The organism is Aeromonas sp. Y318-3, from assembly GCF_027706185.1.
Classification (GTDB): Bacteria; Pseudomonadota; Gammaproteobacteria; order Enterobacterales; family Aeromonadaceae; genus Aeromonas; species Aeromonas veronii.
Window position 1 is genome coordinate 111,472 of the sequence record NZ_JAPDCN010000013.1, and the last position, 21,392, is coordinate 132,863.

The window sequence follows — 21,392 nt, forward strand, 5'->3', positions numbered from 1 at the left end:
GGATCAGGCTCCTACTTTGCGAAAACGGCACAGGGTGACCTTGGTCTCCTGCATCTGGGTGACCGGGTCATAACCATAGGTGGTGACTATGTTGACCGACTCCCCCAGCACATAGGGGTCAGACCCTTCCGGATATTTGGATCGCAGATCCTTGCCCTCGAAGTGGCCGCCGAAGTGGAACGGCATAAAGGCGAGCCCCGGTTTGACCCGCGGGGTCACCAGTGCCTTCACCTTGACCCGGCCCCCTTCCGGCCCCTCGACCCACACATCCTGACCGTCGCGCACGCCGACGTCGTTGGCATCCGCCGGGTTCATCTCGACGAACATCTCCTGCTGCAATTCAGCCAGCCAGGGGTTGGAGCGAGTCTCGTCACCGCCCCCCTCGTACTCCACCAGACGGCCGGAGGTGAGGATGATGGGGAACTCCTTGCTGACATCCTTCTCCTGCACCGAGGCGTACTGGGTCGGCAGGCGCCACAGGCTCTTCGAATCAGGCCAGGTGGCGTAGTCGGCCAGCAGATCACGGCGCGGGGTGTAGAGCGGCTCGCGGTGCTTGGGCACCTGATCCGGGAAGGTCCACACTACGCAGCGCGCCTTGGCGTTGCCGTAGGGGACGAAGCCGTGCTTGATGGCGACCCGCTGGATACCGCCGGAGAGGTCAGTCTTCCAGTTCTTGCCCTCGGCCTCTTTCTTCTCGGCCTCGGTCAGCTCATCCCACCAGCCAAGCTGTTTCATCAGGTCGGCAGTGATCTCGGGATAACCATCCTCCACCTCACTTCCCTTCGGCCAGGAGTCTTCGGCGAGCAGCGAGACGCCCTGATACTCGATGCCGAAGCGGGCGCGGAAACCGCCACCCCCTTCCGAGACCGGAATACTGGTGTCGTAGAGGATATGGCTGCCGGGGTGCTTCATCTCAGGGGTACCCCAGCAGGGCCAGGGCAGACCGTACACTTCGCCACTGACCGGGCCCCCTTCGGCCTTGAGGTTGGTCTTGTGGAAGGTGTGCCAGTTCTGCTGGTGCGCCTTGAGCCGCTCTGGGCTCTGGCCGGTGTAGCCCACGCTCCACATGCCGCGGTTGTACTCGCGGGTGATGTCTTCCAAGAGCGGCTGGTTGTTCTCTACCTTGATGTGCTTGAACAGCTGGTCGGCAAAGCCAAGCTTCTTGCTCAGGAGATACATGATCTCGTGGTCGACCTTGGATTCGAACAGGGGTTCTATCACCTTGTCGCGCCACTGCATGGAGCGGTTGGTGGCAGTGACTGAACCATAGGTCTCGAACTGGGTGGTGGCCGGCAGCAGGTAGACGCCGTCGGTGCGATCGTTCATGACGGCGGCGACGGTGGGATACGGGTCGACAATCACCATCATGTCGAGCTTTTGCATCGCCTTCTTCATCTCGGGGCCGCGAGTCTGGGAGTTGACCGCATGGCCCCAGTAGAACATGGCGCGGATGTTGGAGCCCTGCTCGATGAGATCGGCGTTCTCCAGCACCCCATCCACCCAGCGGGAGACCGGAATGCCGTTATTGTTCATCGGCAACTTGCCGTTGTAGGCCTTGTTGTCGAAGCGCGCCTTGATCCACTCGTAATCGACATCCCACACCCGGGCCCAGTGCTTCCAGGAGCCCTCTTCCAGCCCGTAGTAGCCGGGCAGAGAGTCGGAGGTGACGCCAAAATCGGTGGCGCCCTGCACGTTGTCGTGACCGCGGAAGATGTTGGTGCCCGCCCCGCTCTTGCCCACGTTGCCGAGGGCCAGTTCGAGGATGCAGTAGGCACGGGTGTTGTTGTTGCCGGTGGTGTGCTGGGTACCGCCCATGCACCAGACCACGCAGCCGGGGCGGTTGTCGGCCAGCAGTTTGGCAGCGCCATAGACCTGCTGCTCGTTGAGGCCGGTCACCCGCTCTACTTCGGCCGGAGTCCAGCGCGCCACCTCTTTTTGCACCTCATCCATGCCGTAGACGCGGGAGCGGATGAACTTTTTATCTTCCCAACCGTTTTTGAAGATGTGCCAGAGCATGCCCCAGATAAAGGCGACGTCGGTGCCCGGACGCAGGGAGAGGTACATGTCCGCCTTGGCGGCGGTGCGGGTACGGCGCGGGTCAACTACCAGGATCTTGCAGCCGTTACGCTCTTTCGCCAGCAGGATGTGCTGCATGGCGACCGGGTGGGCCTCCGCCGGGTTGGAGCCGATAAACATGATCGACTTGCTGTTGTGCATGTCGTTCAGGCTGTTGGTCATGGCGCCGTAGCCCCAGGTGTTGGCGACCCCGGCCACCGTGGTGGAGTGGCAGATCCGCGCCTGATGATCCACGTTGTTGGTGCCCCACAGGGACGCCATCTTGCGAAACAGGTAGGCCTGCTCGTTGGAGTGCTTGGCGGAGCCGAGCCAGTAGACGCTGTCGGGGCCGGACTCCTTGCGCAGACGCAGCACCTCGTTGCCCACCTCTTCGATGGCCTGATCCCAGCTGATGCGCTGCCACTTGCCGCCCACCAGCTTCATCGGGTACTTGAGGCGACGCTCACCGTGGCCATGCTCGCGCAGGGCCGCCCCCTTGGCGCAGTGACCGCCAAGGTTGAAGGGGTGATCAAACGCCGGCTCCTGACCGGTCCAGACGCCGTTTTGCACCTCGGCATAGACGCCGCAGCCCACCGAGCAGTGGGAACAGATGGTGCGCTTCACCTCGACCGGCACCCCGGCCGCCACGGTTTTGGCCTCGGCCCGCTGCATCATGGCCGGCGCCAGCCAGCCGGCCGCCACGGCGCCACCGGCCACCAGACCCGAGTTGACCATAAAGGCACGGCGGGTCAGCCCCTGACCGCGAATGGCCTCATTGCCCTGCTCGCCCGCCTGGGGCAGCTCGGCACGTTTTGTCAGTTTCATGAGTTCTCCTTCACTGATCCGGCTCAGTCGGTGCCGCGCAGGGTGCGATAAAAGTCGTGAACATGGGGGGTCTCCCGATAGCCCTTGTCAGGCTTGGTATCGTGGGTCAGCACTTCTTTGCCCACCACCCGACCGGTGGCACCGGCCAATACACCTATGGTGGCGACCACGCCAACTCCCTTGATCAGATTGCGGCGGGACGGGTCTTTCAGCTGTTCATCGCTCATTCTTGTGACCTCTGTTGTTGTTCTTGCTGGCGCCTGCGCGCCAGCTTCGCGTCCAATGGGATATCTCGTCTGTTCGTTTTGTTGTGGGTGGTTCGGGGCATTCAGCCCGGCACCACGCAGGCGCCAAACGGCAGGCGCAATTCGTTTTCCAGCTTGAAGAAATCTTCGGCAAGGGCCCCGACCGCCCGGTAGAAGCTGCCCCCTTTCGCCTGTTGCTGATCGCGGCAGCAGGCGAGTACCCAGGGGGCAAGGTGGCGTTCATAGAAGCGGTTGCGCTCCGGGTGCTGCTCGGCAATCAACACCGCCATCACCTCACAGAGGGCGGCGAGATGATCTTCCGGCTCACACACTCCGCTCTGGCGCTCAAAACCGAGGGACTGCAGATCAGCGCGCAGCACTGCCAACGGCAGCTCCATCAATGAGCCGGTGAGATACCAGGAGGCAAACGGCACAATCTCCCCGCGCCCCAGCCCGATAAAGAGATCCTGATACTCCTCGGCAAGCTCGTTTTCGTGGTGGCTACTGGCTGCCAGCTGCACCAGCCCGAGCCCTCTGGCAAAGGGGCCCGGCATAGCCTGCAACCCTTGCAGCCAGGCGAGCTGTTCACCACGGGGAGCGGCGCGCCAGAGACTCGCCAGCAGGGCGTAGAGATCGGCGCTGCTCTGTTCCAGTTCGGTCATGGTCAGTTCGCCAGCCTTTTCGTTATGTTGTTCACTCATCACTGGCCCCTCATACCTTGAGCTGGGAGACGGGGTCCGCCGCCAGCGCAGCAAACACATCCTTGACCCGACAGTCCTCGCACATCAGCAGCCGCTGGGCGGCCTCGTTCTGGAAGTGGGAGTGACCGGCCAGTTTTTGCTGGATGCGGCGGATCATCGAGGCGGGCGCGAACGGCTTGGAGCAGCGAATGCAGCAGGCCGCCTCTTCGGCTTTGAGGCTCTGCACGGCGCGGCGCGCCTCGGGCACGGGTTGCAGGCGGGGCATCAGTACGATGGCCTGCTCGGGGCACGCCTTTTCGCACATGCCGCACTGGATGCAATCCTGCTCGATAAAGTTGAGGCCGGGCGTGTGCCCAACCGCATGCAGGGCGCGGCTCGGGCAAACCGCCACGCAGCCCATGCAGAGGGTGCAGTCAGATTCTTTCAGCTCCACACTGCCGTATGGGGCGCCGTGAGGCACCGCCAGCGGCTCGCGGCTCCCCTCATTGGCCTGCCAGAGGGCATCGAAGGCGGCAAACAGGTTCTCCCGTTTGTCCCCTTTGAGCGGCTTGTCGAGCAGGGCAACGGTGGGCTGGCCGGAAACAGGCTCACCAGCATCTGCGTCAAACAGGGCAATGCGATCGGCAGCGAGACCGGCGCCCGCCAACAGCACGGCGGTGCTCGCCAGTTCCCGCTCAACCAGCGCACGGACGCTTTCGGGGGCATCGTCACCCAGCGCAATGCGCACTGCGTTGGCGCCATAGGCGAGGGCGGCAAACCAGCTCTCGATACCCAAACTCGCGCTCTCCTCCACCCAGACTGGCAGCCAGTTGGCGGGCAGGCGGGTGAGTTCGGCCTCCACCCATTCGCGCTCGTTTTCACCGGCGATCAGCAACTGGGGCGCTTCGCCACCCGCCTCCCGATAATGCTTGAGCAATCGGAACAGGTAGTCGCCGCTGGTGTTGGCATCGGGCTGGTGATAGGCAATCGCCCCGGTCGGACAGGCAGAGGCGCAGCTGCCAAAGCCCTGACACAAATGAGGATCGATCTGGATGCGACCATTGATGGGCTTGAGTGCATCAGTCGGGCAGACATCGAGGCAGCGGCTGCAACCGGGCACGCCGCGGGCGGTAAAGGCGCAGGCCTCGGGGTCGAGACGAAAATAGCGCGGCTTGTCGAAGATACCGGTCAGCGCGCAGATCTCGACAAGCCGTTCGGCCAGCCCTTGGTCATCGGCAAGATGCAGATAACCGACCGGCGGGCGCTCCAGCGCAAAGAGCGGGGCGCGGCCCAGATCGGCAACCAGATCGAAGCGCGATTCGCCATTTTCCGCAGCCTGCTGAGTAAAACAGAGAGCCGCTAGATTAACCCGCTCCCCCTGACCATTGAGGCCGGTAAGCTGGAACTGCCCCAGATACCCTGTCAGGCTCGGTTCGCGCAGAGTCAGGGCCGCGAGGGATGTGGTGGCATCGAAAATGGCTTCGAGATCGGCCGCCTCGGCGTCATGCACCGCTTCGGTCACCAGCAGGGTGGGCTTCACCCCGGCGGGCAGCAGGCTGGCGACGCGGCGAATCCGATCTTCCGGGCCGACCAGCAGCAAACGCCCCTGACTCTGGTAAGAGACAGTGGCCGGGATCAAGTTGTCGGTCTTGACCGTATGCTGCAGGGCATAGGCGCGAGCGCGCGCGTTATGCTCGGCCGCCCCCGCCCCATGGGCAAGATTGGAGGCTAGATTTGGGCTCAGATTTGGCAATGTTTGTTCAGTGCTCACATACGCTCCTGCGCGCGCCACCTCATGGGATGGGCGCTTGTTGGTAAGCCGAGAGAGCAAGAGGCGAGCCAACTCCCCCGGAAAAAAAGTGACTGACAGGGAGTCAGGATCCTGAGGGTTCCATTCCCCCACCTTTGGTTGGGACATTTTGTCCACCAGAGGAAACCAAAATGTCCCGATCGTCGGTGTGGGTTTGAGAATGGTTATCAGCCAGCTCGTCGGCGGAAGGTTCGCTGGCAAGCGCCACCGGTTCAGCGGACCCGCTGGCCGGATTGACCGATTCGCTCTCCGGGGCGGTTACCTGATCCACCAACCAGTTGCGCAGCCCGGCGGTCAGGGCCGCAGGCAGCAATTCGGGCTGGCTGAAATCCTGGGTGTAGTCGTCGAGCCCATCCGGCTTGTGGCTGCGAAACATGGCCCGCAGCGCCTCCTTGTCGGGGAGTTTGGCCTTGCCCAGCTGGGCTGTTGTTAGCGGCGGCTCGCCACTCTCGGCCCCCTCAACAGCAAGGGATTCACAGCTCCCCTTGTCAGTGCTGACTACGGGGCTATCCAGCGCGGTATCTGGAGTTTCAGCTGCGCCACTGCCTTCGATGGGGGCGGCAACCGACTCGGGGATAGCCTCTTCCCTCGGCTGCAATGCCTGATGCTTGCGAGACGACCAGCGCTTGAGAAACTCACTCATGGGCGCTGTTTCCGGCACTGTTTCCGGCGTTGTTTACGGCACAGGTTCCGCCGTCACTGCCACGCTCGCGGCCATCGGGGCCTGTGGCTTTAACGGCACCGCAGCTGGCTTGATCCTGGCTATCGACACCCAACTGATCCTGCGCCCGCCCCTTGCCCTTCTTGCCCTTGCGACGGGCCTCCAGCAGCTCGCCGTGGCGGCCGATAAAGGCCTCCACCCAGGCTTGCAGCGCCTCGGGCAGCGGGCAGGAGAGCACCTGCCGCTCGCCATCCATATAGGCGGCGGCCACGGTCTGGCTCAGGGTCAGACCATCGGCCACAAAGCCACTGTCCACGCGGCTTCCGGTGACAAAAAGGCGGGGCGAACCGGAGCTCAGATTGAAGCGATAATCCCCCCGCTCATCGCGAAACAGGGTAAGGGGCAAGGCACCTGCAGCCTCCGGTTCGGCGGGATGGAGCGCCGCTATCTCGAAACGGCGGCTCTGCCAGCGGCCAACCTGGCTGTCGATGGCCTTTAACTCCAGTTGCAGCCAGCGCTGCGGGGGCAAGGTATTGGTTGTCTCTTGCACTGTCACGGCTCCCATCAGAAGGTCTCTACCGGGCCGCCCTCCCCCGTGATCCACCCCGTTCGGGGCGGTTCAGAGCAGGAGATTTATGGCGGCCACGGCCATCAATGGGATAAGACATAGCAAGAGTGGGGCCAAGGCCGGTTTGATGGCTGATGGGGCTTTGATACGGGTTGGCGTGTCGTGCGGAGTATGGGTTGGCGCGAGCGTAGGTTGGCGCTGAGCACAGCGAAGCCCAATATGCGGCGTAAAACCAATCCGCCAGAGCCTGATTGAGGGAATGGCAATAATCGAATAAGGCCGAATTATCCGATTATTACCTTGATAAAGTGTTCGCGGTAAACGTTGGGCTTCACTTCGTTCAGCACCAACCTACGATTTGGCCCATGATACGAAACTACTCTTCGTAATCATCATACTCTGGCTCTATATATCCAAAGTCGATGGTATTTATAGGACTTACAATTTCAACCTCATCTATAGATAGTTCATCAAGCGGGCCATTTAGGTCACCAGAAATTGTAATTAGAATTTCCGACTCGAACTCACGTTCCACTCGTACAGTTACTCCTCCCATCGATACATGATCTCTATCAATAGAGTCATATACAGATAATGAAAAATCACCCTCTGCCTCGACAACAATATTAGCTGAGGCTTCTAACACGACCCAGTCTTCATCCTTATCAACTATACGAAACTCATGCTCAAGCAATGAGAAATCTTTGAACCAGCCATGACTACCATCAGCTTCCCAATAAAACGCTGAATCAGCCTCTTGATCTGGTGTAAATCCATCCAAAGCAGATTCTAAAAGAGAATTTATTTCAGCAAGAAACTTCGTGGCTGAACCTGAATTTAAAGCTGTCTCAAGATTTGCTAACAACGTATATGGTGCATTGGTTTGGTTAAAAACTTCCAAACCGCGAGAAAAATCATCTTGATAGTTTATTCTCGTTGAATTTTGACAAAAACTTTTCCAATCTCCATCTTTGGCAATAGCTAGAACATATTCGTTATTCTTATCAGCCCAAGCTTCAACAGCCATAAGAACTATAGCGTCAGGAAATTCATTTTTCTTTTTCCCTGTCTCTGCAAATGGTGGCTCATTGGAGAAATATTTAGAAAGTAAGTCAGAAACTGAAACATAATTCCCAGTTTCCAGAACCAAAGCGCCTGTGGAATCTATAAATTTATTCATCCGACTCTCAGCGAGTCCATTAACCTCTTTACTGTCAACAAGCATTTTCTTTGCATCATTCAATTCACTACCATCAAAGAAGAGATGGTCACCAGCCTCATTGAGGGCTTTTTCTAAAGCTGCACGTGAAGCACTAATTTTACTTTCTAAGTGCCGCTGAACTTCATTTTTCACCACATCGGGTAAAATGTATTCTATAGGGCTTTTTTTGAATTGTGACAGTTTTCCCAACAACCCTTTTTCCAGTTTTAATCCATTACCATCAAAAATTGATGTATCGACTAAAATAGCGCCATATTCAATTTCATCATCTGACATTTCTCATGTCCTCACAGAAATAATGTCAGCATTATGATTTAGGTCATACAACTCGTCCAAGGCATACTTTTAATCCAATAAATTCATAATTAAAACTTTAGAGCTCTCCCTCACTTTATAACTACAAACATTATTTTTACATAATCTGGAACAAAACTTGCTGTGCCCCTCACCTTAGATCCCGGCAACCGGTCGCGAGGGGCCCATGACACCGACCTTTATCAAAAGCAATGCTGCCGCCCAGCTCACCATGGCCGTCGAGGTGATGGATGAGCAGGGCACAATGAACACCCGCCAAATCGCCTGCGAGCGGCCACTGACGGTCTACCTCAACTGGAAGGAGATCGTAACCCTGATGACGCTGGGGGCCCGCCCCGAGGCGCTGGTGCTGGGTTATCTGAAAAATCAGGGCTTTATCGAGGATATTGCGGCCATCGAGTCGGTGATCGTCGACTGGGAGAGCGAGGCCGCCGCCGTGGTGAGCAGCCAGCAGGCCGCCGATCTCGACAAATCCTTGGAGAAGAAGACGGTCACCTCCGGCTGCGGTCAGGGCACCATGTATGGCAGCGTGATGAAGAAGCTCGAAGGGGTGGTCTTGGCGGCGCCCGAGCTTAAACAGAGCACCCTCTACGCCCTGCTCAAGGCGCTGTCGGCCCATAACGAAACCTACAAGATGGCCGGTGCCGTCCATGGCTGCGCCATCTGTCGCGGCAGCGAAATCCTCTCCTTTGTCGAGGATGTGGGGCGCCACAATGCGGTGGATACCCTGGCGGGCGAGCTGTGGATGCGCGGCGAGAGTGGCCATGACAAGATCTTCTACACCACCGGGCGGCTCACCTCGGAGATGGTGATCAAGGTGGCGCAGATGGGCATTCCGGTGCTGCTGTCGCGCTCCGGCGTCACCCAGATGGGGCTGGATCTGGCCCGCCAGCTCGGCATCACCATGATTGCCCGCGCCAAGGGGCGCCATTTCGAGGTATTCAGCGGCCACGACCATATGGTGCTGGACGAGAAGCCGCCGGTGCTGGCGCCCGGTTCAGCCGGTCGCGGGATGCGGAACTAAGCAATGAACGAATTTATGAACGTCAAGCAGGTGGCGGAATACCTCGATCTCAACGAGAAGAAGGTCTACCAGCTCGCCAACGAGGCGCGCATCCCCGCCACCAAGGCGACCGGCAAGTGGCTGTTTCCCCGCTCCCTGCTCGATCGCTGGCTGCTCGGCAGTTGCCACGAGGGGGTGATGAACGACCGGCTGCTGCTGGCAGGCTCGGACGATGTACTGCTCCACTACGCCAGCAGCCGCTTGGCCCAGCAGCTCGGCACCCAGGCACTGGTGGGCTACACCCCGTGCGGTACCCGTCAGGGGCTGGCGATGCTGGCACGCGGCCATGTGGATCTCTGCGCCATCCACTGGGGGCAGGCCGAGGAGGCGCACCTGCGCCACCCGGCACTGGTGCAGCAGTATCAGGGCCACCGACAATGGGTGATCGTTCATGGATTCAGGCGGGTGCAGGGGCTGGTGCTGCGGCAAGGGCTGCAACCCAAGGAGGCGAAAGAGGCGCTCGACTGGCGCTGGGCCATGCGTCAGGAGGGGGCTGGCAGCCAGCGCGCCCTGCAGGAGTGGCTGCAAACGCAAGGGGAGTCGCTGACCCGGCTGGAGCGCACCCTCGAGGTCAACAGCGAGCGGGAGCTGGCCGCCGCCATCAGCCGTGGCGATGCGGATGTCGGGCCCGGCGCCCAGAGCACAGCCACCGAGTTTGGCCTCGGCTTTATGCCGCTGTCGCAGGAGTGCTTCGATCTGGTGATGCCGCAGGGGGTCTTCTTTCGCACCCTGCTGCAACAGCTGATCGGCTGGCTGCAATCCCCCGAGGGGCGCGAGCTGGCGGCTCGCCTCGGCGGCTATGACCTGACCCAGAGCGGCAAGCTGGTATGGAGTCCGCAGTAAATAACCACTCCCCCACCGACAAAACAGCCCGCCAACCATGTTGACGGGCTGTTTTTATCACGGGCCTTTTTATAACAGCATCAATCGCTTGTCTCACGACCCTCGGCATTGAGGGCGATGCGCCACCCTTCCAGTTTCGCGGGCTCGCTGCCGCTTGGCAGCAGGGCGTGGCTGCGCAGCCGCACGGTAAAGCAGCTCCCCTGCCCCGGGGTGGAGTCCACCAAGAGCTCGCCGCCCCAGCGGCTGATGATGCGGTGACTCAGGGCCAGCCCCAGTCCGGTCCCGGTGGCGCGGGTGGTGAAGAAGGGGTCGAAGATCTTGTCCATGATGGCGGCGTCTATGCCGCTACCGTTGTCGATCACCCGCACCTCGGCCCCGCGCAACTGACCCAGTTCATCGACCCAGTCGCGGCTCTCGACCCGGATCTCCCCCTGCTCCCCCAGCGCGTGACTGGCATTGACCAGGAGGTTGATCAGCACCTGCAATAGCTGCTGGCGATCCGCCTCGATGGGCTGCTGGGCCCTGAGATCGGCCACCAGCTCCACCTGCTGCTGGCGCAGGGCGGAACGCACCAGAGTCAGGCTCTCCTCGATGATGGGGTTGAGGTGCTGCCACACCGGCGCCGTCTCGTAGTCGCCGGGGCGCGAATATTGCAGCAGGCTGCGGGTGATGGCACGAATGCGCTCGATCTGGGCCAGCACCAGTGCCAGCTCCTCGCTGACCGGCTCGGCCGCCTCCCCCAGCTCCAGCTTCATCAGCTCCACATTGCCGAGGATCACCGCCAGCGGGTTGTTGATCTCGTGGGCCACCCCGGCCGAGAGCTCGCCGAGGGCCGCCAGCTTCTCGCTGATGAGCAGCTGCTGGCGCGCCTCGGTCAGCATATGAATATGATCTTCCAGCTCCGCAGTCTTGAGCTCGAGACTTTGGGTGCGCTCGGCCACCTTCTGCTCCAGCTCATCGGCGCTACGGGCCATCTGCTGCTGGTGCGCTTCTTGCCTGTCCAGCATGGCGTCGAACTGGCGACCGAGTTGGGCCAGCTCGTGGTCGGGGTCGAGGGCCAGCGGGCCGATGCGAGCCGACTCCCCGGCCTGCACCTGCCGCACTACCTTGTGCATCCGCTCGATGGGGGAGAAGAGATCCCGCGCGCCGCGATAGACCAGTAGGCCGGAGAGCAGCAACAGCAGCACCACACCGGAGCCCAGCTCCACCAGATTGGTGAGGTAGGTGCGGATAATGGGCCACTCGAGAAAGCCAACATAGAGCATGCCGAGCCGCTCGCCCCTGGCTCCCAGCAGCGGCTCGTAGCCAGAGACATACCAGGCGTCGTGGACGAAGGCGCGGTCAACCCACATCTCCCCTCGCCCCAGTACTTGCTCGCGCACCGGCGGCGAGACCCGGGTGCCCACCGCCCGACCCACCTGACGGCTACTGCTGACCGGTACGTTGGTGCTCACCCGCAGATCGTCGAGAAACAGGGTGACAGTGCCAACGCTGCCATCTGGCAGGGTATTTTTGGCAAACACCTGACCCTTGAGCTCATCCACCAGCCGGGTGCTGCCGTTGACAAGCTCGCCCCCCTCCAGCACGGCCCAAAGGGAGCCGTCGCGGCCCATCACAGGGGTCAGTGACAGGCTGATCAGTCCCCTGTCCTCCACCACCCTGGTGCCATCCCGTTGCCACAGCACGGCCCGCTTGGCCAGTTGCGGGGAGAGGGCGATCATCTCCTGCTGCGACCAGACCACGAAGTGACTGACGCTGCGCCCGGCCGTGAGGGCGGCGCGCTCTTGCGCCGTCAGCTGATCCAGCTCGGGGCCACGGCGCAAGCGCAGAAAATCGAGACCATAGTTGGCCGCCAGCGGCATCACCCAGTCATGCAGCTGATCCGGCGATTCCCGCAGCCGTAACTGAAAGGCCCAGGCATCGCGCAGATGCTCCAGATGCTCGGTCTGGCGCTGCTGCTGCACCGTGATGGCGTGGTGGGCCACCCCGAGATCGCTGCGCACCGTGGTGAGCAGGTTCTGCCAGCTGTAGGTGAGAGTCCAGTAGAGGGTGAGCGCGATCATGCCCACCAGAGTGAGCATGATGGGCACCGAAGTAAGCAGCAGCAGGCGCCAGCGCACCTTGGTGCGCACGCAACGGGGCAACAGGGCGCGCATGCAGCGGGGGAGCAGGGTCAGTTTCATCGCCACCCCATCCAGTCAGCCTTCCTCATTCGATGGCCCACTCCTTGAACTTGCGATCCAGCGTCTTGCGCGCCACCCCGAGCACCCGGGAGGCGGCCGACTTGTTGCCATCATGGCTCGCCACCACCTGCAGGATGTGGGCTTTTTCCACCTCCGCCAGCGGCCACGCCAGCGGATAACCCTCCTCGCTCGCGCCCTGTTCGGCCGGCTTGCTGCTCTGCCAGTAATCCGCCGGGGGCTTGCCCAGCAGCAGGCAGCGCTCGATAAGGTTGCGCAGCTCCCGCACGTTGCCGGGCCAGGGGTAGGCCTGCATCGCCACCACATCCTCGTGGGTCCAGCTCAAGGAACCCATTCCCATCTCGGCGGTGAGCTGGCGGGTGAAGTGGTGCACCAGCGCGGGGATATCGTCTATCCGCTCGCGCAACGGGGCCACCGGCAGCGCCACCACGTTGAGGCGATAGAAGAGATCTTCGCGAAAGCGGCCCGCCTCCACCTCAGCCTTGAGGTTGCGGTTGGTGGCGGCGACGATGCGCACATCCACCGCCAATTCGCGCTCGGCCCCCACCGGGCGGATGGCCTTCTGCTCCAGTGCCCGCAGCAGAGAGGCCTGCATGGCAAGGGGCATTTCGCCGATCTCGTCGAGAAACAGGGTGCCCTGATGGGCGACCCGGAACAGGCCGTCGCGCCCCTTGCGGGCGCCGGTAAAGGCCCCCTGCACATGGCCGAACAGCTCGCTTTCCAAAAGCTCCGGCGCGATGGAGGCGCAGTTGAGGGGCACAAAGGCTCCCATCCGGCCAGAGAGTTGATGCAGGGCGCGGGCCACCAGCTCCTTGCCGGTGCCGGACTCCCCCTCCACCAGCACGGCGGCATTGGAGGGGGCCACTCTGGCGATGAGCGTCTTGAGCTCGCGGGTCTTGGCACTGTCGCCAATCAGGGTGGGCGGGAAGAGCTTGCTCACCTCCCGGCGCAGCAGCAGGTTCTCCCGCTCCATCTGGCGGCGCTCGATGACTCTGTCCACCGCCTGCACCATCTGATCGAGGTTGAAGGGCTTGAGGATAAAGTCGCTGGCGCCGAGGCGCAGCGCCTTGAGGGCGGTCTCCATATCGCCAAAACCGGTCATGAAGATAATGTCGCTGCGGCGAGTGGCCGGGTCTATGGCCTCATGCCACTCGATGCCGGAGCGCCCAGGCAGCCGGATGTCGGCGATGATAAGGTCGAAGTGAAGGCGGCAGCGCAGGGCTTCCGCCTCTTCCACGCTGGCGGCAGTCTCAATCTGGGCAAAACGCTTGGCCAGCGCCTTGGCCAGAAAGCTGCGCATGCCGGGCTCATCGTCAACGATAAGCAGGGAGAGGGCAGACCAGCGGCTGGGAGGGAGTGTCATGGAAAAAAGTACCTCGGATGCACGTACGGTCGGTGAATGTCCCGATAACCGGAACCTTAGTGGGACATTTTGTCCTTACCGTATCAAAAGCACCAACACCAATTATTAAAAGCGATAACAAGCTCACCTAATTGATTCTAATAAGCTTCTGTTTTTAAACGGCAAACCGTGAATGCAGCGGCAAAGGAACAGTTTGGCACCCTGCTTGCTTACTCTTGCCCTCTCCTCAGCCACCCTGAAAAAAGTTGCATCACGATGACGATAAAAACCAGCCTCAAACGTTTTGCCTTCTCCCTCGCCGCCAGCCTGCTGATCGCCGGTGCTGCCCACGCCGAAGCGGATACTAATGCCACAAAAGCGCCGATCCGCCTCGCCACCACCACCAGCACCGAGCAGTCCGGTCTGCTGGGCTGGCTGCTGCCCCAGTTCACCAAGGAGACCGGTTATCCGGTGCAGGTGATGGCGGCCGGTACCGGCCAGAGCCTGAAGATGGGCGAGAACGGCGACGCGGATCTGGTGATGACCCACGCACCGTCTGCCGAGAAGAAGTTCGTTGATGCGGGCTTTGGCATCGAGCCGGTGCACCTGATGTACAACGACTTCGTCATCGTTGGCCCGGCGAAAGATCCGGCGGGTCTCGGCAAACTGCACGACGCGGCCAAGGGGCTGCAAGCCATCAAGGATAAGGGCCAGACCTTTATCTCCCGCGGTGACGAGTCCGGTACCCACATCAAGGAGAAGACCCTGTGGCAAGCCGCTGACGTCAAACCCGAGTTTGCCGGTTACAAATCCATCGGTCAGGGGATGGGCCCGACCCTGACCATGGCCTCGGAGCTCGGTGCCTACACCCTGACCGACCGCGGCACCTGGCTCGCCTACCAGAGCAAGCTGGATCTCGCCGTACTGCTGGAGGGTGACAAGCGCCTGTTCAACCCCTATCAGGTGATCCTGGTCAACCCCAAGCGCTACCCGGATCTCAACACCGAAGGGGCCCGCACCCTGAAAAACTGGCTGGTCTCCGAGCATGGCCAGAAGCTGATCGGTGACTTCAAGGTGGCGGGTCAAGCGCTGTTTGTAGCGGATGCCAACGGGAAATAATGGCAACCCTGACCCCTGCGATGACCTGGATGGCCCTCCCCCGGTTCGCTGAGGGAGGCGCCTGATGCCGACCCTGCTCGACACTACGTTGGCTGCCCTCGCCCTGCTGTTCAGTGGTGACACCGAACTGTGGCAGGTGGTGGGGGTCTCCTTCTCCGTCTCCTGCATCGCCCTGCTGCTGGTGCTGCTGCCAGCCTTGCTGCTGGGCTTTGCCCTGGCCTATCTGCCGCTGCCCGGCCGCTGGCTCTGGCTCTCCTGCATCAATACCCTGCAATCGGTGCCGACCGTGGTGATTGGCCTCTTGCTCTATATGCTGCTGTCGCGAGCCGGCCCCTTTGGCGACTGGAAGCTGCTCTTTACCCAGCAGGCGATGGTGGTGGGGCAGATGCTGATCGCCTTCCCTGTGATCGCCACCATGGCCCACGCGGCGTTTGTTCAGAGCGATCGGCGCGCCTGGGAGACCGCCCTGACCCTGGGGGTCTCCTGGCCCAAGGCGCTGATCGGCCTGATGCACGAGTGCCGCTTTGGCCTGCTGGCCGCCATCATCGGCGCCTTCAGCCGCATCGTCACCGAGGTGGGCTGCTCCATGATGGTGGGGGGCAATATCCTGCACTTTACCCGCAATATCCCCACCGCCATCGCGCTGGAGACCCAAAAAGGGGCCTTCACCCAGGGGGTGGCGCTCGGCATAGTGCTGCTCACCCTCGCCCTCTTGCTCAACCTGCTGCTGACGGCGTGTCGCGGCCACAGCTATCTGAAGAACTGACCATGCCCCCACTGTGTACCAACAGGAGTACCCCATGGCTCTGACCGCCCACCAGCTGACGATGCGCTTTGGCGAGCGCCAACTGTTCGAGATTGACCGGCTCGCCATCGCACCGGGGGATGCCATCTGGCTGCATGGAGCCAACGGGGTGGGCAAGACTACTTTGCTCAAGATCCTGGCGGGGCTGCTGGCCCCCACCCGCGGCCACACCAATCTGCCGGGACGCTGGCAGCAGCGGCTAAACCGGCTGCTCAAGCGGGATCTGGGGCCGGGCCGGGTCACCTATCTGCACCAGACCCCCTATCTGTTCGATCGCACGGTGCACGACAACGTCGCCTGGGCGCTCGATAAACAGCTCGGCAGCGAGATCCGGGTGTTCGAGGCGCTGCGCCGGGTCGAGCTGGAGGGGCTGGCGCGGGAGCACATCAGCATTTTGTCCGGTGGCGAACGGCAACGGCTGGCGATGGCCCGTGCCTGGGCACTGCAACCGGCCTTTCTGCTGATGGATGAGCCCACCGCCAATCTCGACACACATTCGGTTGCCCTGATGGCCGCATTGGCGCAAGATCTGCGGGAACATGGCAGCGGCCTGGTCGTCATCAGCCACCAGAGCAACGCATTGACCTCCCTGTGCGAGCGGCAATGGACCCTCGCCCGTGGCCAGCTGCAAGAGACGACCCCTTTAAAAATCATCGAGCGACATGACTTCAAAAAGCGACAGCCACTCTGATCCCGTTGCCGTATCAGCAGTGATCCTGGCAGGAGGCCGCGCCACCCGGATGGGGGGCGAAGACAAGGGATGGGTAGCACTGGCGGGACGCCCTCTTATCGACCACGTTCTGGCACGGCTGCGCCCCCAGGTGGATGAAGTGCTGATCAACGCCAACCGCAGTCAGGCCCGCTATCAAGCGCTGGCCCCAGTCATCAGCGATGACAACAACGACTATCTCGGCCCGCTGGCGGGCATGCAGGCAGGTCTTGCTGCCGCCCGTCACGACTGGGTGCTGTTTGTCCCCTGCGATGGCCCCGCCCTGCCGCTGGATCTGATGAGCCGCTTTCGCGCCGCCCTGACCCCGGATACCGAGCTGGTGGTAGCCCACGATGGAGACTGGCTGCAACCCGTGGTGGCCCTGCTGCACAAATCCCTGCTCCCCTCCCTCACCGCTGCGCTGGCAGAGGGAGAGCGCAAAATCGATATCTGGTTTGCCCGCCACCATATGGCGGTGGTGAGCTTTGCCGATCAGCCGGATGCCTTTATCAATCTCAACAGCCCTGCCGAGCTGGCTGCCTACGAGGCCCGTCTGCTTGCCCCGGCTATCGACCCCCAACAAGGAGTCACCTCATGACCCCGGCCCCCACTCTTCCCCTGCTCGGCTTCGCCGCCTGGAGCGGCACCGGCAAGACCACCTTGCTGGAGCAGTTGATCCCCCTGCTGGTGGATCGCGGCCTGCGCATCGGGGTGCTCAAGCACGCCCACCACGACTTTGATATCGACCAGCCGGGCAAGGACAGCTACCGCCTGCGCAAGGCGGGCGCCCGGCAGATGATGGTAGCCTCCCGCCGTCGCCATGCCCGCATCATTGAAACGGAACTGGCCGAAGCCGATTTTCGCCAGCTGCTGGCAAGCTTCGATCAGACAGAGCTCGATCTGCTCTTGGTCGAGGGGTTCAAGCACGAACACTTCCCGAAAATCGAGCTGCACCGCGCCGAGATTGGCAAGCCGCTGCTCTTCCCCGAAGACAGCGACATCATCGCGCTGGCCAGCGATCAGCCCGCAGAGACCATCCTGCCGCAACTCGATATCAACAACCTTGAGGCTATCACCGACTTCGTCTGCCGCTGGCTTGACGGCTGCCAGAGCAAGGAGCCGGAGGCGGGCAAGGGCTTTCTCTCGGTCGAGGCGGCCCGCAACGCCATTCTGGCGGCCCTCACCCCGAGCACTGCCTGCAGCGACAAACCGCTGGCCCAGTGCCACGGCGCTGTGCTGGCCGCCGATCTGATAAGCCCCATCAATGTGCCTCCCCACGCCAACTCGGCGATGGATGGCATTGGCCTTCGTAGCGACGATCTCGCCACCGGTCGCTGGCAGCTGGTGGGGGAAGTGCTGGCGGGCCAGCAGCGCCACGAGCCTGTGCTGGCCGGTCAGGCGGTGCAGATCATGACCGGCGCCCCGCTGCCCCCCGGGGTAGATACTGTGGTGATGCGGGAAGAGACACATATTGAAGGTGAGTGGGTCACCGTCACCGCCCCGATCCGGGCTGGGCAGAATGTGCGCCTCGCCGGCGAAGATCTCGCCAAAGGTGCGGTCGCCATCCCGGCCGGAACCTGGCTTGGCGCCCCCCAGCTGGGGCTGGCGGCATCACTCGGTCAAGCCAGTCTCACAGTGCGCACCCCGCTGAAAGTGGCGCTGTTCAGTACCGGCGACGAGGTGCAGGCACCGGGCGAGCAGCTCGCCCCCGGCCACATCTTCGACAGCAACCGCTTCACCCTGATGGCCCTTATCCGTGCCGCCGGTTGCGAGGTGATGGACCTTGGCATCATTCCCGATGACAAGACCATGCTGCGCCAGCAGCTGGAGCAGGCCGCCGCCAGCGCCGATCTGGTGTTGAGCTCGGGTGGGGTCTCGGTAGGCAACGCCGACTTTATCAAGCTGGTGCTGGCGGAGCTGGGCCAGATCGATTTCTGGCGCATTCAGATGCGCCCGGGCCGCCCGCTCGCCTTTGGCAAGCTGGGGCAGACCCCCTTCTTCGGCCTGCCGGGTAATCCGGTAGCGGCGATGATCTGCGTGCTGCAGTTTGTTGAGCCTGCCATCGCCCGCTTGCAAGGCAAGCGGTGGCAGCCGCTGCGTCTGTCGGCACTGGCGGACGAGAAGATGAAGAGCCGCCCGGGGCGCACCGAGTTTCTGCGCGGCATCTTCCATCAGGACCGTAACGGCCAGCTGCGGGTGCGTACCACAGGGCCACAGGGCTCCGGCATTCTCAGCTCCATGGCCGATGCCAACTGCCTGATCGAAATCGTACCGGATCAACCCGGGATCGCCATTGGCGAGCGGGTCTGGATCCACCCCCTGCAGGGACGACTGGCCTAAATCCCGACGGGGCGTCGGCCGGATGCACGGCGCCCCGTCCCCCACCTGACAGGAGGCAGACCGTGCGTCTTGATGCCCCCCTCTCCCGACTCGATCTGCTGGTCTATGGCCGCTACCGGATCGTCCATGGCCTGCGCATTGCGCTCGCCTTTATGCTCACCTTTCTGCTGACCCGCGAGCTTAAACTGCCGGAGAGCACCTGGCCGCTGATCACACTCGTGGTGGTGATGGGCCCCATCTCGTTTTGGGGCAATGTGCTCTCCCGCGCCCTGCAGCGGGTGGTGGGCACCATCTTCGGAGCCAGTTGCGGGGTGGTGGCACTTTATCTCGAGATCTACTCCCTGCCACTCACCCTGGTCTGGTGCGGCTGCATCATGTTCCTCTGCGGCTATCTGGCCCTCGGCAAGCGCCCCTATGTGGGGCTGCTGATCGGCATCACCCTGGGGGTTACCATGGGGGCCATGCCGGGGGATATAGAGACGGCGCTGTGGCGCAGTGCCGATGTGATACTGGGCTCCCTGCTGGCACTGCTCTTTTGCAGCATCTATCCCCAGCGGGCCTACAGCCACTGGCGGCTGCAACTGCACCAGATCCTGCAGCAGTCGGGGCGGCTCTATCACACCCACCTCTCCCCCAATGTGCTGGAGCGCCCGCGCCTCAAGCACAATCTCTCCCAGCTGTTGGCACAGACCGGCAAACTGCGGGCCCTGCTGGCCCCTGCGGCCAAGGAGACGCGCCACAGCGTCGCCCTGTTTGATGCGGTGCAGGTCACCATGCGCAACACCCTCTGCACTCTTGAGATGCTGGCCAACACCTACTGGAACGATCGGGAGAGCCACTTCCTGATGCAGAGCACGGCTGCGCTGCAAGCCTGCCATCTGGCCACCGAGGAGGCGATCAACCAGCTTGCCCTGATGATGCAAACCGGTGACGGTCGCGGGGCCGATGCCGCCATCGCCCGCCTGCACGAGGTCGCGACCCAGGTATCGCTGCCGCCCAACGCAGAGGCGGCCATCAATGGCTACCTCTGGCTCAACGTCCAGCTGACCGAACAGCTCACCCACCTGCGCCGCCTGCTGGGGCTGATCCTCACCCCGCCCCATCGCAAGCAGCCCGACTAGACCCAATACAAAACGCCCCGCAATTGCGGGGCGTTTTGCTGTCTGACTGGCCGTTTGGGCCATGAAGGCAGCAAATCTTAACTGGCATTGGCCAGCGGCTGCTCGGTGGTGAGGTAGAGGGAGAAATCCTGAATACCCGCCTGCAGGGCGGCAAAACAGTCAGGGTCTATTGCGGTGCCCAGATTCTCCGCCATCATCTCCAGCGCCTGCGGCACAGGGATGGCGCCGCGATAGGGGCGCTTGGCGGTGATGGCATCGAAGATGTCGGCTGTGGTGATGATGCGCGTCTCAAGGGTAATCTCGTCCCCTTTCAGCCCCTTGGGGTAGCCCTTGCCATCGAGCCGCTCATGGTGGGCGCCCGCCACTTGCGCCAGCTCCTCGAAGGCGCCGATGCGGCTCAGGATCTCCTCGGTGTAGGCGGCATGCATCTGCACCGCCGCCCACTCCTGCGCATCGAGCTTGCCCGGCTTGTCGAGAATGGCGTTGCTCACCCCGAGCTTGCCCACATCATGGAGCAAGGCGCCCCGCTTGAGCCAGCGTCGACGCGACTCGGACAACCCCATCTGGGTGGCAAGAATGTCGGTATAGAGCGCAACCCTGCCGCTGTGACCCGCGGTGTAGGGACTTTTGGAGTCCACCACCTGCCCGAAGGCCGCCGCGATTTCGTCCAGATAATCTTCATCCAGCGCCACCTCCCCTTGCCCGGCCGGGTGGACCAGCACCCACTCGGTCAGTCGGGGATCGGCCAGTCCTTGCCAGAACTCTTCGTCGGCCAGCGCTTCAAATTCCCGAACCAGTGCCGGATCAAACCAGCTGCCGCTGCGCTCGCGCAGCTCCTTGAACGCCGCATCCGGACCTGCGGCCGCGTGAAACACATCCACCACCTGACAGAGCAGGGCAATGCGCGAGAAGAGCGGGATCGCCTCGCCTGCCAGTTGCAGGGGCCGACCTTTGCCATTCCAGTGTTCATCAAGGGAGAGGATGCCATCGGCTACCTCGTCACTGAAACGGAGCTGGCGAGCGATATCCGCCCCCCGATGACAACGGGTCTGGATCAGTTCGTTGGCAATCTGGTCGCCGTTGCGAAAGATATGAAACAGGCTGCGAAAACGTCCCAGCAGATCCGCCTGCAAGCCGGTGTGGCCCAGCACAAAGTTGACTACCTCGGAGAGGGAGCCATCCACCAGTTTGAAATCGCGTTTGAAGTGAAGATCGTCGGTGAGATAGAGCTCGCAGATACGGGCAGCATTGCTGCTGCACCCAAGATCCTTAAGCAGGAGCGTGTAGTAGAGATCATGGCGCAGCCGGGCATCCAGTCCCAGCCGCTCCCCCAGACGGGAACCTATCCAGCAGCAGCGAATGCAGTGTCCTCTTGGTTGCCCCTCAGTCATATCGAGCGCATGACTGAGGGAACCAATCAACTCCGCCAATCGCAATCCATTCACCGTCATAGTCTACTCCCTTAGAC

18 protein-coding genes are annotated in these 21,392 nt (G+C 62.0%); 8 read left to right on the forward strand and 10 right to left on the reverse strand.

Annotation, left to right across the window (positions count from 1 at the left end):
* Nucleotides 1-3 precede the first annotated feature (3 nt).
* The 7 genes from OKB77_RS17345 to OKB77_RS17375 form a co-directional block, all read right to left on the reverse strand.
* Entirely contained in the window at nucleotides 4-2,880 is a 2,877-nt protein-coding gene (locus OKB77_RS17345) for a formate dehydrogenase subunit alpha (protein ID WP_270818029.1), read from the reverse strand.
* A 23-nt stretch (nucleotides 2,881-2,903) separates the two neighbouring features.
* Nucleotides 2,904-3,107, reverse strand: coding sequence for a transcriptional initiation protein Tat (locus tag OKB77_RS17350; protein WP_042054479.1), 204 nt, complete (start codon nucleotides 3,105-3,107; stop codon nucleotides 2,904-2,906).
* A 101-nt stretch (nucleotides 3,108-3,208) separates the two neighbouring features.
* Nucleotides 3,209-3,826 (reverse strand): TorD/DmsD family molecular chaperone, encoded by a 618-nt coding sequence (locus OKB77_RS17355; protein ID WP_019446250.1) that lies wholly within the window; start codon nucleotides 3,824-3,826, stop codon nucleotides 3,209-3,211.
* A gap of 10 nt (nucleotides 3,827-3,836) precedes the next feature.
* Nucleotides 3,837-5,576 carry a 4Fe-4S binding protein gene (locus OKB77_RS17360; protein ID WP_270818030.1) on the reverse strand — a complete coding sequence of 580 codons (1,740 nt, stop codon included), beginning with the start codon at nucleotides 5,574-5,576 and terminating at the stop codon, nucleotides 3,837-3,839.
* A gap of 103 nt (nucleotides 5,577-5,679) precedes the next feature.
* Nucleotides 5,680-6,258 carry a DUF3306 domain-containing protein gene (locus OKB77_RS17365; RefSeq protein WP_270818031.1) on the reverse strand — a complete coding sequence of 193 codons (579 nt, stop codon included), beginning with the start codon at nucleotides 6,256-6,258 and terminating at the stop codon, nucleotides 5,680-5,682.
* Nucleotides 6,251-6,841: a DUF3305 domain-containing protein gene (locus tag OKB77_RS17370; protein WP_270818032.1), complete on the reverse strand. Its 591-nt coding sequence runs from the start codon at nucleotides 6,839-6,841 to the stop codon at nucleotides 6,251-6,253. Before OKB77_RS17370 ends, OKB77_RS17365 begins: the two co-directional genes overlap by 8 nt.
* 379 nt (nucleotides 6,842-7,220) lie before the next feature.
* The gene (locus OKB77_RS17375) at nucleotides 7,221-8,342 is read right to left on the reverse strand and encodes a PIN domain-containing protein (RefSeq protein ID WP_270818033.1); all 1,122 of its coding nucleotides are present in this window, start codon (nucleotides 8,340-8,342) and stop codon (nucleotides 7,221-7,223) included.
* A 205-nt stretch (nucleotides 8,343-8,547) separates the two neighbouring features.
* Between OKB77_RS17375 and OKB77_RS17380 the strand changes: the two genes are divergently transcribed.
* On the forward strand, nucleotides 8,548-9,405 hold the full coding sequence (locus OKB77_RS17380; RefSeq protein ID WP_270818034.1) for a formate dehydrogenase accessory sulfurtransferase FdhD: 858 nt from the start codon (nucleotides 8,548-8,550) through the stop codon (nucleotides 9,403-9,405).
* 15 nt (nucleotides 9,406-9,420) lie between these two features.
* A complete protein-coding gene (locus OKB77_RS17385) occupies nucleotides 9,421-10,287 on the forward strand; it encodes a helix-turn-helix transcriptional regulator (protein ID WP_013723539.1) in 867 nt (288 codons plus the stop codon).
* Nucleotides 10,288-10,367: 80 nt separating this feature from the next.
* Here OKB77_RS17385 and OKB77_RS17390 read toward each other — a convergent pair whose 3' ends face one another.
* Both OKB77_RS17390 and OKB77_RS17395 read right to left on the reverse strand, forming a co-directional pair.
* On the reverse strand, nucleotides 10,368-12,470 hold the full coding sequence (locus OKB77_RS17390; RefSeq protein ID WP_270818036.1) for a sensor histidine kinase: 2,103 nt from the start codon (nucleotides 12,468-12,470) through the stop codon (nucleotides 10,368-10,370).
* Between the two features lie 25 nt (nucleotides 12,471-12,495).
* Nucleotides 12,496-13,851, reverse strand: coding sequence for a sigma-54-dependent transcriptional regulator (locus OKB77_RS17395; protein ID WP_058055711.1), 1,356 nt, complete (start codon nucleotides 13,849-13,851; stop codon nucleotides 12,496-12,498).
* Nucleotides 13,852-14,106: 255 nt separating this feature from the next.
* On the opposite strand from OKB77_RS17395, the gene OKB77_RS17400 reads away from it, so the two are divergent.
* The 6 genes from OKB77_RS17400 (at nucleotide 14,107) to OKB77_RS17425 (ending at nucleotide 19,924) form a co-directional block, all read left to right on the forward strand.
* Nucleotides 14,107-14,949 carry a substrate-binding domain-containing protein gene (locus tag OKB77_RS17400; RefSeq protein WP_270818037.1) on the forward strand — a complete coding sequence of 281 codons (843 nt, stop codon included), beginning with the start codon at nucleotides 14,107-14,109 and terminating at the stop codon, nucleotides 14,947-14,949.
* Nucleotides 14,950-15,013: 64 nt separating this feature from the next.
* The gene (locus OKB77_RS17405) at nucleotides 15,014-15,715 is read left to right on the forward strand and encodes an ABC transporter permease (protein WP_005347674.1); all 702 of its coding nucleotides are present in this window, start codon (nucleotides 15,014-15,016) and stop codon (nucleotides 15,713-15,715) included.
* 34 nt (nucleotides 15,716-15,749) lie between these two features.
* Nucleotides 15,750-16,445 carry an energy-coupling factor ABC transporter ATP-binding protein gene (locus OKB77_RS17410; RefSeq protein ID WP_019446237.1) on the forward strand — a complete coding sequence of 232 codons (696 nt, stop codon included), beginning with the start codon at nucleotides 15,750-15,752 and terminating at the stop codon, nucleotides 16,443-16,445.
* Nucleotides 16,417-17,061: a molybdenum cofactor guanylyltransferase MobA gene (gene mobA / locus OKB77_RS17415; RefSeq protein WP_103422356.1), complete on the forward strand. Its 645-nt coding sequence runs from the start codon at nucleotides 16,417-16,419 to the stop codon at nucleotides 17,059-17,061. The genes OKB77_RS17410 and mobA overlap by 29 nt, the downstream gene beginning before the upstream one ends.
* Nucleotides 17,058-18,803: a bifunctional molybdopterin-guanine dinucleotide biosynthesis adaptor protein MobB/molybdopterin molybdotransferase MoeA gene (locus tag OKB77_RS17420; RefSeq protein WP_270818038.1), complete on the forward strand. Its 1,746-nt coding sequence runs from the start codon at nucleotides 17,058-17,060 to the stop codon at nucleotides 18,801-18,803. Before mobA ends, OKB77_RS17420 begins: the two co-directional genes overlap by 4 nt.
* Before the next feature lie 62 nt (nucleotides 18,804-18,865).
* Nucleotides 18,866-19,924 (forward strand): FUSC family protein, encoded by a 1,059-nt coding sequence (locus OKB77_RS17425; RefSeq protein WP_139433190.1) that lies wholly within the window; start codon nucleotides 18,866-18,868, stop codon nucleotides 19,922-19,924.
* 77 nt (nucleotides 19,925-20,001) lie between these two features.
* Here the strand turns inward: OKB77_RS17425 and OKB77_RS17430 are convergent, their stop codons facing one another.
* Complete coding sequence (locus OKB77_RS17430) at nucleotides 20,002-21,375, reverse strand: HD-GYP domain-containing protein (protein WP_270818039.1); 1,374 nt, start codon at nucleotides 21,373-21,375, stop codon at nucleotides 20,002-20,004.
* Nucleotides 21,376-21,392: the final 17 nt, after the last annotated feature.

What these genes read in the sequence shown, in the direction of transcription:
- OKB77_RS17400 (WP_270818037.1), top strand. Translation starts at nt 14,107, where the DNA reads ATGACGATAAAAACCAGCCTCAAACGTTTTGCCTTCTCCCTCGCCGCC.
- OKB77_RS17375 (WP_270818033.1), bottom strand. Translation starts at nt 8,342, where the DNA reads ATGTCAGATGATGAAATTGAATATGGCGCTATTTTAGTCGATACATCA.
- OKB77_RS17395 (WP_058055711.1), bottom strand. Translation starts at nt 13,851, where the DNA reads ATGACACTCCCTCCCAGCCGCTGGTCTGCCCTCTCCCTGCTTATCGTT.
- OKB77_RS17370 (WP_270818032.1), bottom strand. Translation starts at nt 6,841, where the DNA reads ATGGGAGCCGTGACAGTGCAAGAGACAACCAATACCTTGCCCCCGCAG.
- OKB77_RS17410 (WP_019446237.1), top strand. Translation starts at nt 15,750, where the DNA reads ATGGCTCTGACCGCCCACCAGCTGACGATGCGCTTTGGCGAGCGCCAA.
- OKB77_RS17385 (WP_013723539.1), top strand. Translation starts at nt 9,421, where the DNA reads ATGAACGTCAAGCAGGTGGCGGAATACCTCGATCTCAACGAGAAGAAG.
- OKB77_RS17420 (WP_270818038.1), top strand. Translation starts at nt 17,058, where the DNA reads ATGACCCCGGCCCCCACTCTTCCCCTGCTCGGCTTCGCCGCCTGGAGC.
- OKB77_RS17350 (WP_042054479.1), bottom strand. Translation starts at nt 3,107, where the DNA reads ATGAGCGATGAACAGCTGAAAGACCCGTCCCGCCGCAATCTGATCAAG.
- OKB77_RS17365 (WP_270818031.1), bottom strand. Translation starts at nt 6,258, where the DNA reads ATGAGTGAGTTTCTCAAGCGCTGGTCGTCTCGCAAGCATCAGGCATTG.
- OKB77_RS17380 (WP_270818034.1), top strand. Translation starts at nt 8,548, where the DNA reads ATGACACCGACCTTTATCAAAAGCAATGCTGCCGCCCAGCTCACCATG.
- OKB77_RS17405 (WP_005347674.1), top strand. Translation starts at nt 15,014, where the DNA reads ATGCCGACCCTGCTCGACACTACGTTGGCTGCCCTCGCCCTGCTGTTC.
- OKB77_RS17430 (WP_270818039.1), bottom strand. Translation starts at nt 21,375, where the DNA reads ATGACGGTGAATGGATTGCGATTGGCGGAGTTGATTGGTTCCCTCAGT.
- OKB77_RS17345 (WP_270818029.1), bottom strand. Translation starts at nt 2,880, where the DNA reads ATGAAACTGACAAAACGTGCCGAGCTGCCCCAGGCGGGCGAGCAGGGC.
- mobA (WP_103422356.1), top strand. Translation starts at nt 16,417, where the DNA reads ATGACTTCAAAAAGCGACAGCCACTCTGATCCCGTTGCCGTATCAGCA.
- OKB77_RS17390 (WP_270818036.1), bottom strand. Translation starts at nt 12,470, where the DNA reads ATGAAACTGACCCTGCTCCCCCGCTGCATGCGCGCCCTGTTGCCCCGT.
- OKB77_RS17355 (WP_019446250.1), bottom strand. Translation starts at nt 3,826, where the DNA reads ATGAGTGAACAACATAACGAAAAGGCTGGCGAACTGACCATGACCGAA.